Here is a 15796-nt window from a genome sequence, read left to right as displayed (position 1 = left end):
ATGATTTAGTCTCGCTCGATGACTCCAAGAACCTTGCCGGCTGCAATTGTCTGGCCCATATCGCGGATAGCGAAGCTGCCTAGCTCGGAGATTTCGCTCGATGGTTCGATGCTGAGGGGCTTCTGTGGTCGGATCGTGACGACTGCAGCATCGCCGGATTTGATAAAGTCAGGTTCCTCTTCGGCAACTTCGCCGGAGGAGGGATCGATCTTCTGGTCGATGGATTCGATGGTGCCGGCGACCTGCGCCGTGTGTGCGTGGAGAACCGGCGTGTATCCGGCAGTAATCACGCTTGGGTGCTGCATAACGACGATCTGTGCCTGGAAGGTCTCGGCGACCGTTGGCGGGTCGTCAGCAGGACCGACGACGTCGCCTCGGCGGATGTCGTCCTTGCCGATACCGCGAACGTTGAACCCGACGTTGTCACCGGGATCGGCCTTCGGAACTTCTTCGTGGTGCATCTCGATGGTCTTCACTTCGCCACTGACATCCGATGGCTGGAACGAGACATTGTCGCCGATGTTGAGGACGCCCGTCTCGACGCGGCCGACCGGGACCGTACCGATGCCGTCGATTGTGTAGACATCCTGGATCGGCAGTCGAAAGGGCGCATCCGACGGCGGTTCCGGTTCAGGTAAGTCGTTCAGCGCCTCCAGCAGCGTCTCACCGCCGTACCAGTTCGTGTTTTCGGAGGTATCGGCAACGTTGTCACCCTCGAAGGCGGATACGGGGATGAACGAGGCATCGTCGGTGTCGAACTGAACTTGCTGTAGCAACTGGGTTACCTCCTCGACGACCTCCTTGTACTTCGCTTCCTCGTAGTCGACGAGGTCCATCTTGTTGACAGCGACAATAAGTTCGTCAATTCCCAGGGTACGGGCCAAGAAGACGTGTTCCTGGGTCTGGGGCGCGACGCCATCGTCAGCAGCGACGACGAGAACAGCGTGATCAGCCTGGGACGCGCCCGTGATCATATTCTTGACAAAGTCTCGGTGTCCCGGTGTATCGACGATAGTAAAGTCGTACGCCTCCGTCGAGAACTCCTGGTGGGCGATGTCTATCGTGACACCTCGCTCACGCTCCTCGGCAAGATTATCCATGACGTAGGCGAACTCGAAGCCGCCCTTGCCTTTTTCCTCAGCTTCCTCGCGGTGTTGTTCGATGACGTGCTCGGGAACGCTCCCCGTCTCATAGAGAAGTCTCCCCACGAGTGTGCTCTTGCCGTGGTCAACGTGGCCGATGATAGCCAGGTTCTGGTGGGGTATGTCAGTACTCACTGTACCGCTAACTACGCTTTTAGAAGTTAAAAGCTACCACGTTAGAAGTGAAGTAGTAACTACCGGGTGTGGAAGTGACTGCGAAGGTTTACCACTGGATGTATTTCGTATCATCGACTGTATTTCTCGGAGGAGAGAACCCGACTAGATAAGGAATAGTGTTGTCGGTGCGTGTTTTATACCGCAGTATATCCACCGTCCACAAGCAACGAATGGCCATTCACATAGCTCGCGTCCTCGGAGAGGAGGTATGTAACCGAGCTGGCAATTTCCTCCGGTTGTGCCTTACGACCTAAAGGAGTGCCTGATGCCGAACTCGATCCCCTTCCTGGTCTACCAGCTCGAAGCCCAGCGTGTCGAGAACACTTGCGGTGACGAAGGTGCTCACCGAACGGAGCGTCACACGTGAATTCCTCGAACCGCGTCCTGGGACGGAATCGGTCCGTCCTGCCACGGTTTGACGGGCGAATCGCCGGTGACGAGCTCGAGCTGCGTCCCGTCCGGGTCGGTGAATCGGAGGACGGTCTCGTCGAATCGCTCGAACGGGCCGACGAACTCAACGTCGTGAGCGGTGAGTCGGTCAGTCCAGTACTCGAGAGACCCGGGAGGAACGACGAGCGCAGCGGTAGTGATATGTGGTTGCCCGATGCGTCCGTCTTCTTCTGCGGGATACAGGAAGAACGTCAAACTCGTGCCAGGCGTGCCGGTTTCGTCGCCATAGAAGAGATGGCGCATAAATATCTCATTGAAGTTCACCGTCTGTTTCACGAGGCGTAGTCCGAGGACTCCCGTGTAGAAGTCGAGATTTCGCTGGGCATCCCGAACGATGCCCGTGATATGATGGATCCCGGGCGTGTCTGTTACCATTGATTGTTGTTTTGCGTTTGTGTTGCGTGGTGTCACCGATGGCAGCTATTTACCGGCCGATGGTCCCCTGGTACGTAAGCGGTGCGTCGGGGTTGATGAGGAAAGCAACGAGCAACGTTTCTTCTTGGGCGGTGACTGTCAGTTCCTCCGCGCCGACGAGTAACCCCTGTTCTGTCCGGCCGAAGGTCGTCTCGTTGGCCTCGACTGCGCCTTCGAACACGTAGAAGTACGTATCCCATCCCGTTATCGAGGGCAGTTCGACACTCGTTCCCTCGTCGAGGTGGACGTCGTAGAAGTTGACGTCGTTGCGCACGTAGAACGGTGCGTCGGACTCTTCCGGACCGAAGAGGTGTCGCCACTCATTGGTGACCGAATCCGGAACTGGTCCCTGCTGGATGTTCGGTTCGAGATCAGTCGTGTGCGGTCGGACAAATATCTGGAGAAGCCGCAGTTGCGGGTCATCCGCGAGCGTCTGCTCCTCGTGCCAGAACTCCCGCCCGGCGTTCATCACCATCAGGTGTTCAGAGTCCATGACTAACTCGTTGCCTGCCCGGTCTCGGTGACGCATCACGCCGGTCGGGACGTACGAGACAATTTCGTCGTTTTGGTGCGGGTGCATACCAACGAACGTGTCCGGATCCAAGATTGCCTCGTCAACGCGAGCGAGCGGTCCGTAGCCGTGGTCGTCGTGGTCCGGGAGGAGTCGACCAGGGTAGTTGGTATGCATTCTGAACATCCCCTGATTCTGCCCGAGATCTGTGCGAGGAGCCTTGTAGAGCGCGGTATCATTGCTTACTTGCATGTTTTCATCCTATAATACGGCTTTGGAAGTTGAAAGCTACCAAGTTAGAAGTACGGTAGAAACTACCAAATATGGAAGTATTGGAGCATACTCGCACTGTTTGGGTATGGGAATGTAGACTCGATTTCTCACAACATACATTACTACTGAAATCGTAGTAATGCTATGAGCAAATCTGACCGGGCGGAAACGCAACATAACCATAGGATGAGTACGGTTTTTTCCTTGCTTGGGAAGGCTCATACGCTGGCGATCCTCAAGGAATTCGTCTTGGACGACGATGAACCGATTCGGTTTGGCGAACTCGAAGATGAGCTCGATATCTCCCCGAATACGCTGTCTCGGCGGCTTGATGAACTTGTCGAGGCCGGATTCTTGGAACGCACACAATACGACGAGATCCCTCCCCGCGTGGAATACGAGATGACACAGATGTTAAACGACCTCGAACCGATGTTCCGAGAACTGGATGAGTGGATGGATCGCTACTGCTCAGACTAAAGTGAGTATCTTGAGTCCGAGGTTGTGTCGCTCGCTGAATCCGATTTAATTTCGTTCGGAAACGAGAACTGTATCTGGGGTCACGCTCACCTGGCAGCCGTTATAGTGAAATACAACTGTACTCTCGGGTAAGATGTTCTCATCGAACAGGCCATCAAGGTGTTCTGGATCAATGGCCTCGTATAGCAGTTCAAGGTTCGTTCCGGACGTGTTTGTAACGGAGGCGACAGCCCGGACGACAGCCTGGCTGTGTGATTCATCCGCCCGGATTTCGTAGACGTAAGCATCATTATGTGGCGGTCCGGAGATGTCGTTCCCGTTCTCGTCGGGGGGATGGTCAGTCATTGCGTATTGGAGGTGTTTGTTCTGTCTTTCACCGGGAATCCATTACTACGGGACAGAAAGTGAAAAGCTACCACGTTAGAAGTGCGGTAGGAACTACCAGATATGGAAGTGTTGAGGTGTACTCACACAGCTTGGGTAGTGGTGTGAGGGTTTCACCCTCGGAGTCGAACTTCGATCTCATCTGGCCCAGTAACAGCTATTCCTTCATCCCTCGCAGTGATCGTATACTGACTGTCGGAGATTCGCTCTCGGATCACGTTGAGTACCTCTGTTCCTGGAAGGACGACCTCGAACCAGGACAGTCCTCTGCCGCCGACTGGCTTTGATCGGTGATTCCACGTATTCGCTCCGATGTGGTGGTGATATCCACCCGCCGAGACGAAGGATGCGGCGGGCACGGTCGTCTGCACCTCGAATCCGAGCGTATCCACGTAGAAGTCCCTGAACGCGTCGAGCGAAGAGACCTCGAGGTGGACGTGCCCGACGTCCGTTCCCGACGGGGCCTGACTACCACCTGTGGCAGCAGCTTCGATACTGGCGAGGTCGAGCGGCTCGGTGCTGATCCGAACACGACCGTCGTCGGCGATTGGCCAGTCCTCACGGGGGTAGTCCCGGTAGATCTCAATACCGTTCCCTTCCGGGTCAGTGAGATACAGCGCCTCGCTGACCCAGTGATCGGAGGCACCACCGAGTTGCCACTGGTCCCGTATCCGAGCCAGTGCGTCACCGAGAGCCGCACGCGAAGGTACTCTGAACGCGTTGTGATACAGCCCGGCCGCTGATCGGTGACGCTGGAGGGTATCTTCAGTTCCCTCCAGAACGAGGAGTGGTGTGTCGTCAACCCCGAGAATCGAGGTCGTATCGGTTGTTTGGAGTACACTGAGGCCAACGACGTCCCGGTAGAACCCGGTCATCTCCTCGAGGTCACCGACGCGAAGCGCGGTCCGGCCGATACGTGTCCCCTGCGGAAGCGTGTCTGAATTTGTTGGCGTCGATTGCGTGGTCATTCTTCTGTGTCTAAAGGCCGATGTTGAGAGCGTACGGCCATGCGGTGCCACTGATTGCAGCGACGACGAGCGCAGCACCGAAGAGCGTCGCGTTCTTCAGGAAGTCCGTCATCTCTGACTGACGCTGTTCGGGATCGTCGACCGTCCAGAAGTCGTGCATCACCGGCGTCACCACGAGGAAGAACAGCGTAATCGCTATTGCGCCGAGGAGCGGGTAGACGCCGAGCGCGATGGCAAGTCCGCCCACGATGAGCATGAGGCCGGACACGATGACGGCCAGTCGTGGGGCGGGCACGCCCTTGGCGTGGGCGTAGCCACTCATCCCATCGAGCCCCGTGAAGTGACTCAGGCCCATGAACCCGAGCAGGATACCGAAGACGAGGCGGCCGACCAGAAAGGCGAGACCACCAGCTGCAGTTTCCAGCGCCATTAGTCTGCCATCTCCGGTTGGCCACCGGTCATCTGGACGATCTGCCCCCTCACACCCTGGTTCGAGAGCAGGTGGAGTACTTCGTCGACGATAGCTTCGGGGGCCGTCCACTCCGAGAAGTCGGCGTCGGGCATCGCCTCGCGGTTCCCCGGTACGTCGATGAGGAATGGAGCGACGGCGTTGACACGGGCATCGAGGTCAACATCGAGTGACTCGGTCAGCGTCCGGACCGCGCCCTTACCGACGTCGTACGCGAGCGTGCCACCAATGGGGTCGATTGCGCGGTCGGAGCTGAACAAGACGACACCGCTCTGCTCACTGAGGTAATCCGCGAAGGCCTTGACAGTCAGGAACGCGGTCGTTGCGTGGAGATTCAGTGCAGCCTGGAATGCTTCACCGTCGGTATCGCTGACGCTGCCCATCGAGAACCCGCCGGCGAGGCCGACGATATGATCGACCGACCCGTGTTCGTCGGCGACAGTCTCAGCGAAGGCTTCGGCTGCCGCCTGATCAGTCAGATCGACCTGGTGGTACGACACCGCGTCAGCGTACTCAGCGCTCTCCTCGACAGCTTCTTTCTCGGTTTCGGTGACGTAGGTGCCGACCACGTCGGCGCCGCTGTCAACGAGTGCATCCGTCACGTACGGTCCCATATTGCCGGTGGCTCCGGTCACGAGCACCGTCGAATTTTGTAGTTCCATTACAATACCTAGTTTGTTCTCAAACCTATTTATAGCTCAGGCAATAACTGTGTGACCAAGTAATGGCAACCCAACCACCATCGGCCGAAATTCACGAAGACACTGCGGTTGAACAGAAAAATACCGATGTATGTAACCCCGTGGGATCAGTCGAAGAGATCGGATCGAAGTGGAAGCTCATCGTCCTCAACGACCTGCGAGACGGCGAGAAGCGGTTCAACGAACTCAAGCGGTCGACGGGCGCGAGTTCCTAAGCGCTCTCACGGGTGCTCGACAACTTGGAAAATTCGGCGTTCATCGAGAACCGGAAGGAGTTCGAATCGCCGGTCGCGAGTTATTACACGCTGACTGAGAAGGGAGACGCCCTTTGTCCGGTGTTCGAGTCGCTCGATGTGTGGGGAGAGGACTGGCTCTGAACTGAGAGAATTGTCCTCCTAGGCCTGAAGCCGCAGGGATCCCGAGCGGTGGGAGTTTCAGGTTTGCAGTTTACTCATCGGACTTCCAGCACTTTCGGACACGGGCAGCCCCACAGCATCGATCAGGTGGACTGCTGGCCATGCCAAGTGGCGTTACCCCTATCTCGGCCGTGTCTGGAGTCCTGGGAACCCCCCACTCGGAGTTACTGGATCGAGTATCCACCGTCGACGGGGAGTGGCTGCCCGGTCACGTACGACGCGTCCTCGGAACAGAGCCAGACTACCGCGGAGGCGATCTCCTCTGGCTGACCGAGTCGGCTAGCGGGGATTCCGGCGATCGTTTGCTCCGTCGCTTCCGGGTCCTGTTCGCCCGAACGGGCGACCATGGGGGTCTCGATGACCCCTGGAAGCACCGCGTTCACCCGGAGGCCATCGCTACTGAATTCGACGGCCGCCGTCTTCGTCAACCCGACGACGCCGTGTTTGCTGGCGACGTACGGACTCAGGTTGGGGAATCCGAGAATACCGGCGATCGAGGACGTGTTCACGATGGCTCCACCGCCGCTTTCCAGCATGGCCGGAATTTCCTCGCGCATCGCGAAGAACACGCCGTTGAGGTTGATATCGAGGACCCGGTTCCAGTTCGCGTTGTCCTGGTCAGAAAAACTGACCTTGTCACCTTCGATGCCGGCGTTGTTGAACGCAAAATCGAGGCTGCCGTACGTATCGACGGCCGCTTCGACCCCTGCGGCGAGGTCGCTTTCATTGGTTACGTCTGTCTCGACAAACGTCGCCTCGCCGCCCTCGGACTCGATCTGAGAGACGGTTTCCTCGCCACCCTCCACGTCGATATCGGCGGCGACGACGCTCGCGCCCTCTTCCGCGAACCGCTGTGCAGTCGCGCGTCCAATGCCCGAGGCTGCGCCCGAAACCAACGCGACACCGCCATCTATACCGTTCATTCGGAATCAGCCGCGAGGCCGACGACATCAGCCTTCTGCTTAACGGGCAGGTCGGTCACGTACGGGCCAATGTTGGCGGTAGCTCCAGTTACGAGTACCGTCGGGTTTTGTAGTTCCATTACAATACCTAGTTTGACTCCAAACCTATTTATAGCTCAGGCAATAAATGTGTAACTAGGTAATGGCGACCCAACCCCAATCGGCCGACTCCGACCACGAATCCGACGTCGAACAGCGGAATGCAGATGTCTGCAACGTCGTCGGGGCTGTCGAGGAGATGGGGGCGAAGTGGAAGCTCATCGTCCTCAACGACCTGCGAGACGGTGAAAAGCGGTTCAACGAACTCAAGCGCTCAACCGGGGCCAGTTCGTACACACTCTCGCGTGTGCTCGACGACTTGGAAGCGGAGGGATTCGTCGACAATCACAAAGAGTTCGAATCCCCGGTCGCGAGTTATTACACGCTGACTGAGAAGGGTGATGCCCTCTGTCCAGTGTTCGACGCACTCGACGACTGGGGAGAGGACTGGCTGTAAATTCGGTGAGCCACTCGTGCCAGACGACGATCCGCTCGACGATCTCGATGTGCCCGAGGATCCGCTCGCTGACCTCGACCGTGCGACAGAACAGCTGACCGTCCGAAGTGAAGAGCGTCGGTATGGCAAGACAATGGTCATCATCGAAGGATTCGAAGGTGACACCGATCGCGAGTCGCTCGCTTCGGAGCTGAAATCTGCACTCGGAACTGGAGGCACCGTCAAAGAAGGACACATCGAACTCCAGGGCGACCACGAGGAGCGCGTCCGAGAACTCCTCGAAGAAAACGGGTACTCCATCAGGGGATGACTCGCGTGCTGAATACGGTAGATATCGAACACCTGCAAGGAGAGGAGACAACTGGATATTTTTCACTGTCGAACTGAAGAACCAGCGGACTCTCACGAAAACGCCAATCATGCCGGGAAAACATGAGGTCTATCCAGAATCGATCTCTTAGTTATCCTAAATTCTGTACCGTCGGGAGATGCCAGTCGTACGTAACCGCAGCTAACCGAGTCACAACGGTCACGATCGCACACACCGCAGCAGCCGTACCCCCAGCTGCCCCTAGAGCTCCCACTATCCAGTATGCACTCCCACCCAGGACTGCACAGCTAGCATAGAAGTCTTCGAAGAGAATGAACGGGGATCGGTCGAGAAGAATATCTGCGACCGCACCACCACCGACGGCGTTGATTGTCGCAACAGCAATAATACCGAATTCTGATACACCGGTCTCAGTTGCGACGATAGCACCAGTTGTCGCAAAGGCAGCGAGTCCGATCGCATCAGCGACAAGAGCGATTGGGTGCGTCTCTGGAGCTGTGAGGACGACACTCAGTACGATTGCTAACCCAACGCCAAGCAGTCCGAGACTGATTTCGATTGGGGACTGAAGTGCTAATGGAACCCGTGTCACGAGAAGATCGCGTGTCACTCCACCAGCAAATGCCATTGCCAACCCAACGATGGTAATCCCGAGCACGTCGAATTCTTCACGGATCGCCTTCGATGAACCGACGAACGCGAACGCGATCAAACCGATCGTGTTCATCACCGCAAATGGATCACCAAACAAGACTGCGAGAAGGTCCTGATCCATTTACTCGTCCTACGAGAACGAGTCTCTTGAGTGCTCCGAGACGATGTTCCCCAGATCCACAAGCCCCTCACATATAGTCACTACACGACCTGTATCGAGCAATTCGAAACTCGACGCGCTAACATATGTGGCGTGTTCTGTGACATCTCGATACTACCACTTGACCTCCTCCCCGCGAACGCGGGGGAATTCCCTCACGTTGCGATAAAAAGGTGCTAACTGGTTAATCAGTTATATCTGAATCCTAAGAGCAAAATATGGATTTCTGGCTCTGAAAACCAGTATTAGGGGCTAATCAATCAGTCAATTTTTGGTGTAGGGGCGCGTAGTATCGTGTATGACCAGATCAGTGAGTCGGACTCGGACAGACAGCTCGAACACTGAAATGAGTATGATTGGGTATCTAGTCGCTGCTCCGTTGGTTATCTTGCTCCTCCCTCTTCTCCCCTTCCTGGTACTCCTCTGGATCGGGGACAAAATTACGACGGGATGAGGGACGGCTCAGTCATCAGATCAGGAATCTTAGCAGCCTCGACAAACTATCGGTAGAGGACACATCTAGCTACGATCTCGGTTCTGGTGCGACCCATGCGACTGCAATCCCGAAGATAGCGAGGATTCCAGCGAGTAAGAAGGCAGTATCGAATCCGGCTTGGTCAACAACAATACCGCCTGCAATCGGGGCAAGGAACGCGCCTGCCAACCCAATACTCGTCTGGAACGCGACCGCTGTCGCGGCGACCCGCGAATCAACCACCTCGCGGATCATGGGTTCTAGTTTAAGTCTGTCAGGAGCGGAGACTGTTGCCCAACAGATAGAGACGAATCGTTCTGTTATCTATGATGGACTGTGGTCTAAGAAATTCTCACAAGAGCGCAGATCTCTCTAGTGATTATACTGCTCCGCCCACTCCGAGAGGTGCTGAAACATCGGTCGGAGGTCTGTGAGCTTTTCCGTCGCTCGATATTCGACTCGCGGCGGGATTTCGTCGTATGACTGACGTGTGAGCAGATTCGCTTCGAGAAGTTCACTCAGCCGTGCTGATAGCGTGTTCTGCGAAACGTCTAAGACTTCACGTAGTTCGTTGAACCGCCACGGACCGGGATCGTGGACGAACACATGGATGATCTCCATCGTGTGAGCCCTCCCGAGGAGATTGAACAACTCTCGCTTCTCCCCCACACCGAGGTACTTGTCTTCTGCTGAGTCGACGAGAGTGCTTGCTTCTGTTTTTTCAGCATTGTGGATACTGTCCGTCATACCCATTAGTGCGATTCTCGCACCTAAAAGCGTAGCGGTGGGAGGAGGAAGATTATGGCCTGTTGGGTTGTAGCCGGTTTTCGAGTACTGGCTGTGCTCAAGTGTGAATGAATGCGAACACCAGCACCCGGTGCGAGCGCTCGCACTCGGTACTATGTCACGAACTTGACTGCTTATACCCACGAGCATCGTAGCCGGATTTGCCGATGTCAGACTCCATCGAACCTCGACGCAAACGCATGGACAACCGACGCTGGCCGCTGATACGGCCAGTATTGAACGATTTCCTGAATCACCATCGGATGACGGGAGAACACCGATGAGCGTACGGAACCGACTCGGCGCGGCGGCGACGGTTGCGATTCTCGCTTTGACCGGACTCGTGGTGGTCTCGGAGCTGTACGTCTCGATTCCGCTGGTCCCTACGATGCAACGCCTCTTCGGCGTTTCACAGACTCAAGCATCGTGGCTCGGAACCGCCTTCGGTCTCGCCTACGCCGGTGGCTTCCTCGTCTTTGGACCGCTCTCCGACCGATATGGCCGGAAGACGATCATGGTACCCGGCCTGTTCGCGCTCGCGCTCTCGACGCTCGCGGTCGGATTCAGTCCCTCATATGAGGTTCTCGTTGGGCTTCGCATTGTACAGGGAATCGCCGCTGCGACCTTCGCCCCTGCTGCCCTCGCATATCTCGGCGAAGTTCTTCCGGCATCGAGTCGCGCCACCGGGATCGCCGTGGTGACGACGGGCTTTCTCGTCGCCGGGATCGTCGGACAGGTCTACGCCGACGCTGTGACGCTGGCAGTCGGATGGGAATGGGTATTCTGGGGACTCGCCGCGGTCTATGGAGCGTTCGTCGTGCTCCTCTACGTACTCCCGCAAAGCGCGGGCGCGGCTGGCGAGTCGGCCACCAGTCTCCGGACGGTGTATGCACGGATGGGCCGGTTGTTGCAGAATCGCGTCCTCCTCGCGGCCTACTTCGCCGCGTTCACCCTGCTATTCACATTCGTCGGGATGTACAGTGGCCTCGCACCCTACCTTCAGACGACCTTTGGCATCGGACCGGAGCAACTCCTGCTCGTGCGTGTGGCCGGTATTCCCGGAATGGTACTCTCACCACTCGCAGGGCGACTGGTCGCCCGTTATGGAAGCGCTCGCGTCGTCATCAGCGGACTCATTCTCGCCGCTGGTGGTCTCGGGCTTGAAGCCGTCGCGGGATCGCTGACAATGCTCGTCATCGGAAGCGTCGTCTTCGTCACGGGGATCGCAGCGGCGGTGCCTTCGCTCATCAGCTTCGTCGGTGAAACGGCAGCGTCGGCCCGTGGCGCAGCAGTTGCACTGTACATGTGCATTCTGTTCATCGGAGCGAGTCTCGGGCCGCTCGTCGCAACGTATCTGCAACCGATAGGGTTCGTTGGTCTCTGTGGCGTGCTTGCGGTCGTTCTGTTATTCGCCGCGGGCGTACTCGCGCTCGGTCGCAACGGAACCGCACCACAGCTGGCGGACGACCCCACACCACGGAACGCATAGTGGACACGAATACAGACACAGAACAATATCGAACATAATGACACAGCAACCATCGTACGATACCGAAGCACTCGAAGTAGCAACCACCTTCGTCTCGGTGCCGACGGACTACTCCCTCGTAGACGCCAGCCGGGTGACGCAGGATGAGCGTCCCGTCTGGGTCTTTCGACACGAGCGGGCAGACGGTCACAACATCGGTTTCGGTGGCGAACACGTCAGTTTCGTCGCCGATGCGGAGACATCGCGCCTCTTGGGCGTGACGCGAATGCAGGCGCGGCTTGCCGGCGGCGATCTTCCGGATAGAGGGACCGCACGAGATGTCGCCGATGAGTTCATCGCAGAGGCTGCGCCTGACCTCGACGGGACGCTCGATGTCCTATGGATCGAACCACACGACGAGACGATCACGACTGACGGCCACGAGGTAGTCATCAGTGGGATGAAGGTGAAATGCCGCGATCCCACGGGAACGTATGCGTGGGTGATCATCGGTCCAGAGAACGAAGTCATCACGTTCGAGCGCGACATCATATGGAATGACGATATGAGCAGACGGCAGACCGAGCAGTGGCTCCACGACGACTGGCGAGCGTAATTCTACTCAGCTACGGTCCGACGACAATGGTCTACCGTCCACCGGATTCGGTGATCGAACACCGGCTCACGAGAGCCTTTCCCGCCGAGCGGTTGCGCGCGCTGGCTCGTGCGACTGGCCTCGTCGAGCGACGGCGGAAGCTCGATGCAGCCGCGCTATTCTGGGCGCTCACGCTCGGCTTCGCCGTCGGCGGGGACCGCTCGATAGAGGCATTCCGTCAGAGCTACCTCCAGTGTGTGGGCGGTGAACTCAGCCTGACGTATGCCCCGTTTCACGGGTGGTTCGCGGAATCGCTCACTGCGTTTCTCCGTGAGGTCCTCGACCACGCTCTCGGAGATCTCTCGCAGTCCACTGACTGCCTCGACGGCCGGTTCGCCCGCTTCCGCGACGTTCTCATCCCGGATACGACCGTCGTTGCATTGTATCAGTCGCTAATCGAATCGTTTCCCGGTTACGGTGACGACCACGCAGGGGCGAAACTCCACGTCGTTGAGTCCGTCTCGACCGGGTTGCCGACGCAGTTCTCGATTACTGACGCGCGCACCCACGAGAGCACCCGGCTTTCGACCGGCCAGTGGCTCACCGGGTCGCTCCTGCTGTACGATCAGGGCTTTTTCGACTATCGGACGATGGACCTGATCGATGCCAACAAGGGCTGGTTCGTCACACGGCTCAAGCCGAACGCGAATCCGCGGATCGTTGAGGAACTCAGAGACTGGCGCGGGAACACGGTCTCCCTGACGGGCGAGAAGCTGCATGCAGTTCTCGATGATCTTCATCGAGACGTGATCGATGTCCGTGCTGAGGTGTCGTTCCGCCGTCGTTCGTACAACGGCTCACGTAGCGGCGCGATCCGTACCTTCCGCGTCGTCGGGGTCTGGAACGAGGAAGCCGAAAAGTACCACTTCTACGTGACAAACCTGCCGGTAGCGGACTACAGTGCGTCCGATATCGCCCAACTATATCGAGCGCGCTGGGAAGTCGAACTGCTGTTCAAGGAGCTGAAATCGACATACAACCTCGACCAGATTCCGACGAGCAATTCGATTGCGGTGGAAGCGCTGATCTTAGTGGCGCTGATTTCGCTGGTGGTGAGCCGCGTGCTGCTCGATCTCCTCCGAGAGATCGTCGACGGAGACGCAGCGGGTGACGACGGCGATGATCCGTCCCGTATCCCTCGGCTGCGGTGGTCTCGCGTGTTCAGTCGGTACGGCGGCTTGATTCTCCAGCGGGTCGCGCAGTACCATGGGTACGACCCGCCGGAGAAGAACTTACTGGAGCTGTTGCTTGCGGCGGCCATCGACCCGAACCCACACCGCCCCTCGCTGATCGAGGACGTACAACACGGCGCGTTCGTGCGCGAGCTCGCTTGATTCATCGACGGCGATGGTTGTCCACAGCAGCGAGCGATAGCTGAGTCGAAGATCGTTCGCTGAGGGGACAGCAGAGGAGTTTGTCGGAGAACCGTTCCGGAGGACAGCACGTTCTGCTGAGAAAGCTATATCTTACTCGTCACAGTAGCCCATCGAACGCAGATTGGGACTCTCTGAGTGGCCACCGTGTCGATCCGACCTCTTAAACTAGAACGTATGCCTCGCGGATGTATGTAAAGGACAGGCCGAACGTCAGCTGGACCGCAAATCCAGTGAGGAAGAGCGCGACGAGCAGTGGCAGCGACCAAAACCGAGTAAAGACGAGCACGAGCGGAGCCGCGACTGCGAAGGACCCGAGGACCAGTACCCGTGTCCGAAATGCCGACCCTCACCGTCACATCGACGTCGCCGTGCTCGACGGAATTACGGAACTCCGGGTTTTCGAACAGTTCTACACCCTCAACTGAAAGGCAGATATGCTCAGTCTGCAGCCTGAGCGATATCGGATGATGAGACTCCAGAGAGATCCGGAATCGAAAGGTCGACACGCCGAAGCAATTGTGCGTTGATCGCGACAATCACCGTACTCAGCGACATCAGGAGTGCACCAACGGCAGGCGACAAGAGGATCCCGACCGGCGCAAGGATACCCGCTGCAAGCGGGAGTGCGAAGACGTTGTATCCGGCGGCCCACACGATGTTCTCCTGCATCTTCCGGTAGCTCGCCTTACTGAGTTTCACGAGCCGGACCACGTCCATCGGGTTGTTCTGGACGAGGATGACGTCCGCCGACTGGACGGCAACGTCCGTGCCGCTACCAATAGCGATGCCGATATCGGCCCGCGTCAGCGCCGGTGCGTCGTTGACGCCGTCACCGACCATTCCCACGAGCTTCCCCTGGTCTTGGAGTTCCTGGACTTTCTTGTCTTTGTCTTCGGGGAGGACCTCCGCGAACACGGTATCGATGCCTAGTTCGTCAGCAACAGCTTCGGCGACGTCCTGGGAGTCACCGGTCAGCATCGCCACCTCGATGCCTAGATCTTTGAGGGCGTCGACGACGCGGAAACTCTCCTCGCGGATCACGTCGGCCATCGCGAACGCGGCGATCAACTCTCCGTCGCGAATGAGATACACCACGGTCTGGGCGTCCTCGCCGGCCTCGTCAGCGAATTGTTGAAAGTTGTCTGGAATCTCGCTATCGAGTTGGGTTAACAGGTTCGGCCCGCCGACGTACACCTCGTTTCCGCCGACGCTCGCGCGGACACCCTTGCCTTTAATCGCCTCGAAGTCACTCGCGTCAGATGCGCTAAGACCACGCTCGTCGGCTGCCTCGCGGATGGCTCGCGCGATCATATGCTCGGAGTCACTCTCGACGGCTGCCGCCAAGGCGAGTGCGTCGTCCTCGTCGACGCCATCGCCGGTCGCCATATCGACGACGCCGTGCTCGCCCTCGGTGAGCGTCCCGGTCTTGTCAAAGATGATGGCGTCCAGATTCCGAGCGTCCTCCATCGCGATCCGATCACGGACGAGCATCCCGTTGCGAGCCGCGAGTGACGTATTGATCGCGACGACCAACGGGATGGCGAGTCCGAGGGCGTGTGGGCAGGCGATGACGAGTACCGTGACGACACGTTCGATCACGGTCGCATCGAACGAGACTGCGACTGTCCACGCGAGTGCCGTCACGACAGCCGTCCCGAGCGCGACGTAAAACAGCCACCCCGCCGCTCTGTCAGCCAACACCTGAGTCTTGGATTTGCTCTGCTGGGCTTCCTCGACCAGTCGCATGATGCCCGCGAGCGTGGTCTCCTCGCCGGTCGCACCGACGCGCACGCGGAGACTGCCGTCGCCGTTGATGGTACCGCCGATGACCTCGTCGCCAGGTTCTTTCGAAACCGGTTTCGACTCACCCGTTATCATCGATTCCTCGACGTCCGAATCGCCCTTCTCGACGACGCCGTCGGCGGGGACGCTCGCGCCCGGCCGGACGAGCACCAGGTCGCCCTCGGAGAGTTCGTCCACGGGGACGTCTTCGGTATTACCGTCGTCGGTGATTCGTTCGGCGGTATCGGGCATTAGTCTCGCCAACT

General features: G+C 58.1%; 19 protein-coding genes and 4 pseudogenes. 8 read left to right on the top strand and 15 right to left on the bottom strand.

Annotated features, from left to right (window positions below):
• Positions 1-5: 5 nt before the first annotated feature.
• From tuf to C480_RS19035, 4 genes and pseudogenes are all read right to left on the bottom strand, one after another.
• A complete protein-coding gene (tuf, locus tag C480_RS19045) occupies positions 6-1277 on the bottom strand; it encodes a translation elongation factor EF-1 subunit alpha (RefSeq protein WP_006667279.1) in 1272 nt (423 codons plus the stop codon).
• Between the two features lie 176 nt (positions 1278-1453).
• Positions 1454-1546, bottom strand: a complete 93-nt coding sequence (locus C480_RS24330; protein ID WP_083873421.1) for an SDR family oxidoreductase — start codon at positions 1544-1546, stop codon at positions 1454-1456.
• A 32-nt stretch (positions 1547-1578) separates the two neighbouring features.
• Positions 1579-2144: pseudogene (locus C480_RS24325) on the bottom strand (VOC family protein); the annotation flags it as partial.
• Between the two features lie 49 nt (positions 2145-2193).
• Positions 2194-2946: a pirin family protein gene (locus C480_RS19035; RefSeq protein ID WP_049904010.1), complete on the bottom strand. Its 753-nt coding sequence runs from the start codon at positions 2944-2946 to the stop codon at positions 2194-2196.
• A gap of 165 nt (positions 2947-3111) precedes the next feature.
• Between C480_RS19035 and C480_RS19030 the strand changes: the two genes are divergently transcribed.
• On the top strand, positions 3112-3447 hold the full coding sequence (locus C480_RS19030) for a winged helix-turn-helix transcriptional regulator (protein ID WP_152424105.1): 336 nt from the start codon (positions 3112-3114) through the stop codon (positions 3445-3447).
• A 45-nt stretch (positions 3448-3492) separates the two neighbouring features.
• Here C480_RS19030 and C480_RS19025 read toward each other — a convergent pair whose 3' ends face one another.
• The 4 genes from C480_RS19025 to C480_RS19010 all read right to left on the bottom strand — a co-directional run bounded on the left by C480_RS19025 (position 3493) and on the right by C480_RS19010 (position 5930).
• The gene (locus C480_RS19025; RefSeq protein WP_006667274.1) at positions 3493-3792 is read right to left on the bottom strand and encodes a HalOD1 output domain-containing protein; all 300 of its coding nucleotides are present in this window, start codon (positions 3790-3792) and stop codon (positions 3493-3495) included.
• 152 nt (positions 3793-3944) lie between these two features.
• Positions 3945-4799, bottom strand: coding sequence for a VOC family protein (locus tag C480_RS19020; protein ID WP_006667273.1), 855 nt, complete (start codon positions 4797-4799; stop codon positions 3945-3947).
• Between the two features lie 10 nt (positions 4800-4809).
• Positions 4810-5229, bottom strand: a complete 420-nt coding sequence (locus tag C480_RS19015) for a DoxX family protein (protein WP_006667272.1) — start codon at positions 5227-5229, stop codon at positions 4810-4812.
• Positions 5229-5930 (bottom strand): SDR family NAD(P)-dependent oxidoreductase, encoded by a 702-nt coding sequence (locus tag C480_RS19010; protein ID WP_006667271.1) that lies wholly within the window; start codon positions 5928-5930, stop codon positions 5229-5231. The genes C480_RS19015 and C480_RS19010 overlap by 1 nt, the downstream gene beginning before the upstream one ends.
• 62 nt (positions 5931-5992) lie before the next feature.
• On the opposite strand from C480_RS19010, the pseudogene C480_RS19005 reads away from it, so the two are divergent.
• Positions 5993-6346: pseudogene (locus tag C480_RS19005) on the top strand (winged helix-turn-helix transcriptional regulator).
• Between the two features lie 203 nt (positions 6347-6549).
• Here the strand turns inward: C480_RS19005 and C480_RS19000 are convergent.
• On the bottom strand, positions 6550-7308 hold the full coding sequence (locus C480_RS19000; protein WP_006667268.1) for a glucose 1-dehydrogenase: 759 nt from the start codon (positions 7306-7308) through the stop codon (positions 6550-6552).
• Positions 7305-7427, bottom strand: coding sequence for a hypothetical protein (locus C480_RS24605; protein ID WP_006667267.1), 123 nt, complete (start codon positions 7425-7427; stop codon positions 7305-7307). Before C480_RS24605 ends, C480_RS19000 begins: the two co-directional genes overlap by 4 nt.
• Before the next feature lie 62 nt (positions 7428-7489).
• Between C480_RS24605 and C480_RS18995 the strand changes: the two genes are divergently transcribed.
• The gene (locus tag C480_RS18995) at positions 7490-7843 is read left to right on the top strand and encodes a winged helix-turn-helix transcriptional regulator (RefSeq protein WP_006667266.1); all 354 of its coding nucleotides are present in this window, start codon (positions 7490-7492) and stop codon (positions 7841-7843) included.
• 16 nt (positions 7844-7859) lie between these two features.
• Positions 7860-8153 (top strand): SUI1 family translation initiation factor, encoded by a 294-nt coding sequence (locus C480_RS18990; protein WP_006667265.1) that lies wholly within the window; start codon positions 7860-7862, stop codon positions 8151-8153.
• Positions 8154-8304: 151 nt separating this feature from the next.
• On the opposite strand, the gene C480_RS18985 is transcribed toward C480_RS18990, so the two are convergent.
• Entirely contained in the window at positions 8305-8949 is a 645-nt protein-coding gene (locus C480_RS18985) for a trimeric intracellular cation channel family protein (RefSeq protein ID WP_006667264.1), read from the bottom strand.
• Positions 8950-9286: 337 nt separating this feature from the next.
• On the opposite strand from C480_RS18985, the gene C480_RS24955 reads away from it, so the two are divergent.
• Positions 9287-9442, top strand: a complete 156-nt coding sequence (locus C480_RS24955; protein WP_444993609.1) for a DUF7535 family protein — start codon at positions 9287-9289, stop codon at positions 9440-9442.
• 69 nt (positions 9443-9511) lie between these two features.
• Here C480_RS24955 and C480_RS24815 read toward each other — a convergent pair.
• Together C480_RS24815 and C480_RS18975 are read right to left on the bottom strand one after the other, a co-directional pair.
• Positions 9512-9715: pseudogene (locus C480_RS24815) on the bottom strand (MFS transporter); the annotation flags it as partial.
• A 120-nt stretch (positions 9716-9835) separates the two neighbouring features.
• Positions 9836-10210, bottom strand: a complete 375-nt coding sequence (locus C480_RS18975) for a winged helix-turn-helix transcriptional regulator (protein WP_152424104.1) — start codon at positions 10208-10210, stop codon at positions 9836-9838.
• Between the two features lie 319 nt (positions 10211-10529).
• Here C480_RS18975 and C480_RS18970 point away from each other — a divergent pair, with 319 nt between their 5' ends.
• The 3 genes from C480_RS18970 to C480_RS18960 are packed head-to-tail and all read left to right on the top strand — an operon-like array spanning position 10530 to position 13706.
• Positions 10530-11738: an MFS transporter gene (locus C480_RS18970; protein ID WP_006667261.1), complete on the top strand. Its 1209-nt coding sequence runs from the start codon at positions 10530-10532 to the stop codon at positions 11736-11738.
• Positions 11739-11775: 37 nt separating this feature from the next.
• Positions 11776-12333 (top strand): hypothetical protein, encoded by a 558-nt coding sequence (locus C480_RS18965; protein ID WP_006667260.1) that lies wholly within the window; start codon positions 11776-11778, stop codon positions 12331-12333.
• A 26-nt stretch (positions 12334-12359) separates the two neighbouring features.
• A complete protein-coding gene (locus C480_RS18960) occupies positions 12360-13706 on the top strand; it encodes an IS4 family transposase (RefSeq protein WP_006667259.1) in 1347 nt (448 codons plus the stop codon).
• A 220-nt stretch (positions 13707-13926) separates the two neighbouring features.
• On the opposite strand, the pseudogene C480_RS24810 reads toward C480_RS18960, so the two are convergent.
• Together C480_RS24810 and C480_RS18950 are read right to left on the bottom strand one after the other, a co-directional pair.
• A pseudogene (locus C480_RS24810) lies at positions 13927-14082 on the bottom strand (MFS transporter); the annotation flags it as partial.
• 104 nt (positions 14083-14186) lie between these two features.
• Positions 14187-15796, bottom strand: a 1610-nt coding sequence (locus C480_RS18950; protein ID WP_049904006.1) for a heavy metal translocating P-type ATPase, incomplete at its 5' end; no start/stop codon positions are given.

It is taken from the genome of Natrialba aegyptia DSM 13077, from assembly GCF_000337535.1.
GTDB classification, from domain to species: Archaea; Halobacteriota; Halobacteria; order Halobacteriales; family Natrialbaceae; genus Natrialba; species Natrialba aegyptia.
The sequence above is the reverse complement of the archived record's forward strand: the minus strand, read 5'-3'. Positions and strand labels throughout refer to the sequence as shown.

Bases quoted from the DNA above. Each gene is read 5' to 3' on its own strand.
- C480_RS19035 (WP_049904010.1), bottom strand. From the start codon at position 2,946: ATGCAAGTAAGCAATGATACCGCGCTCTACAAGGCTCCTCGCACAGAT.
- C480_RS18965 (WP_006667260.1), top strand. From the start codon at position 11,776: ATGACACAGCAACCATCGTACGATACCGAAGCACTCGAAGTAGCAACC.
- C480_RS18975 (WP_152424104.1), bottom strand. From the start codon at position 10,210: ATGACGGACAGTATCCACAATGCTGAAAAAACAGAAGCAAGCACTCTC.
- C480_RS24955 (WP_444993609.1), top strand. From the start codon at position 9,287: ATGACCAGATCAGTGAGTCGGACTCGGACAGACAGCTCGAACACTGAA.
- C480_RS19000 (WP_006667268.1), bottom strand. From the start codon at position 7,308: ATGAACGGTATAGATGGCGGTGTCGCGTTGGTTTCGGGCGCAGCCTCG.
- C480_RS18995 (WP_006667266.1), top strand. From the start codon at position 7,490: ATGGCGACCCAACCCCAATCGGCCGACTCCGACCACGAATCCGACGTC.
- C480_RS18960 (WP_006667259.1), top strand. From the start codon at position 12,360: ATGGTCTACCGTCCACCGGATTCGGTGATCGAACACCGGCTCACGAGA.
- C480_RS19030 (WP_152424105.1), top strand. From the start codon at position 3,112: ATGAGCAAATCTGACCGGGCGGAAACGCAACATAACCATAGGATGAGT.
- C480_RS19015 (WP_006667272.1), bottom strand. From the start codon at position 5,229: ATGGCGCTGGAAACTGCAGCTGGTGGTCTCGCCTTTCTGGTCGGCCGC.
- C480_RS19025 (WP_006667274.1), bottom strand. From the start codon at position 3,792: ATGACTGACCATCCCCCCGACGAGAACGGGAACGACATCTCCGGACCG.
- C480_RS19020 (WP_006667273.1), bottom strand. From the start codon at position 4,799: ATGACCACGCAATCGACGCCAACAAATTCAGACACGCTTCCGCAGGGG.
- C480_RS18985 (WP_006667264.1), bottom strand. From the start codon at position 8,949: ATGGATCAGGACCTTCTCGCAGTCTTGTTTGGTGATCCATTTGCGGTG.
- C480_RS24605 (WP_006667267.1), bottom strand. From the start codon at position 7,427: ATGGAACTACAAAACCCGACGGTACTCGTAACTGGAGCTACCGCCAAC.
- C480_RS19010 (WP_006667271.1), bottom strand. From the start codon at position 5,930: ATGGAACTACAAAATTCGACGGTGCTCGTGACCGGAGCCACCGGCAAT.
- C480_RS18970 (WP_006667261.1), top strand. From the start codon at position 10,530: ATGAGCGTACGGAACCGACTCGGCGCGGCGGCGACGGTTGCGATTCTC.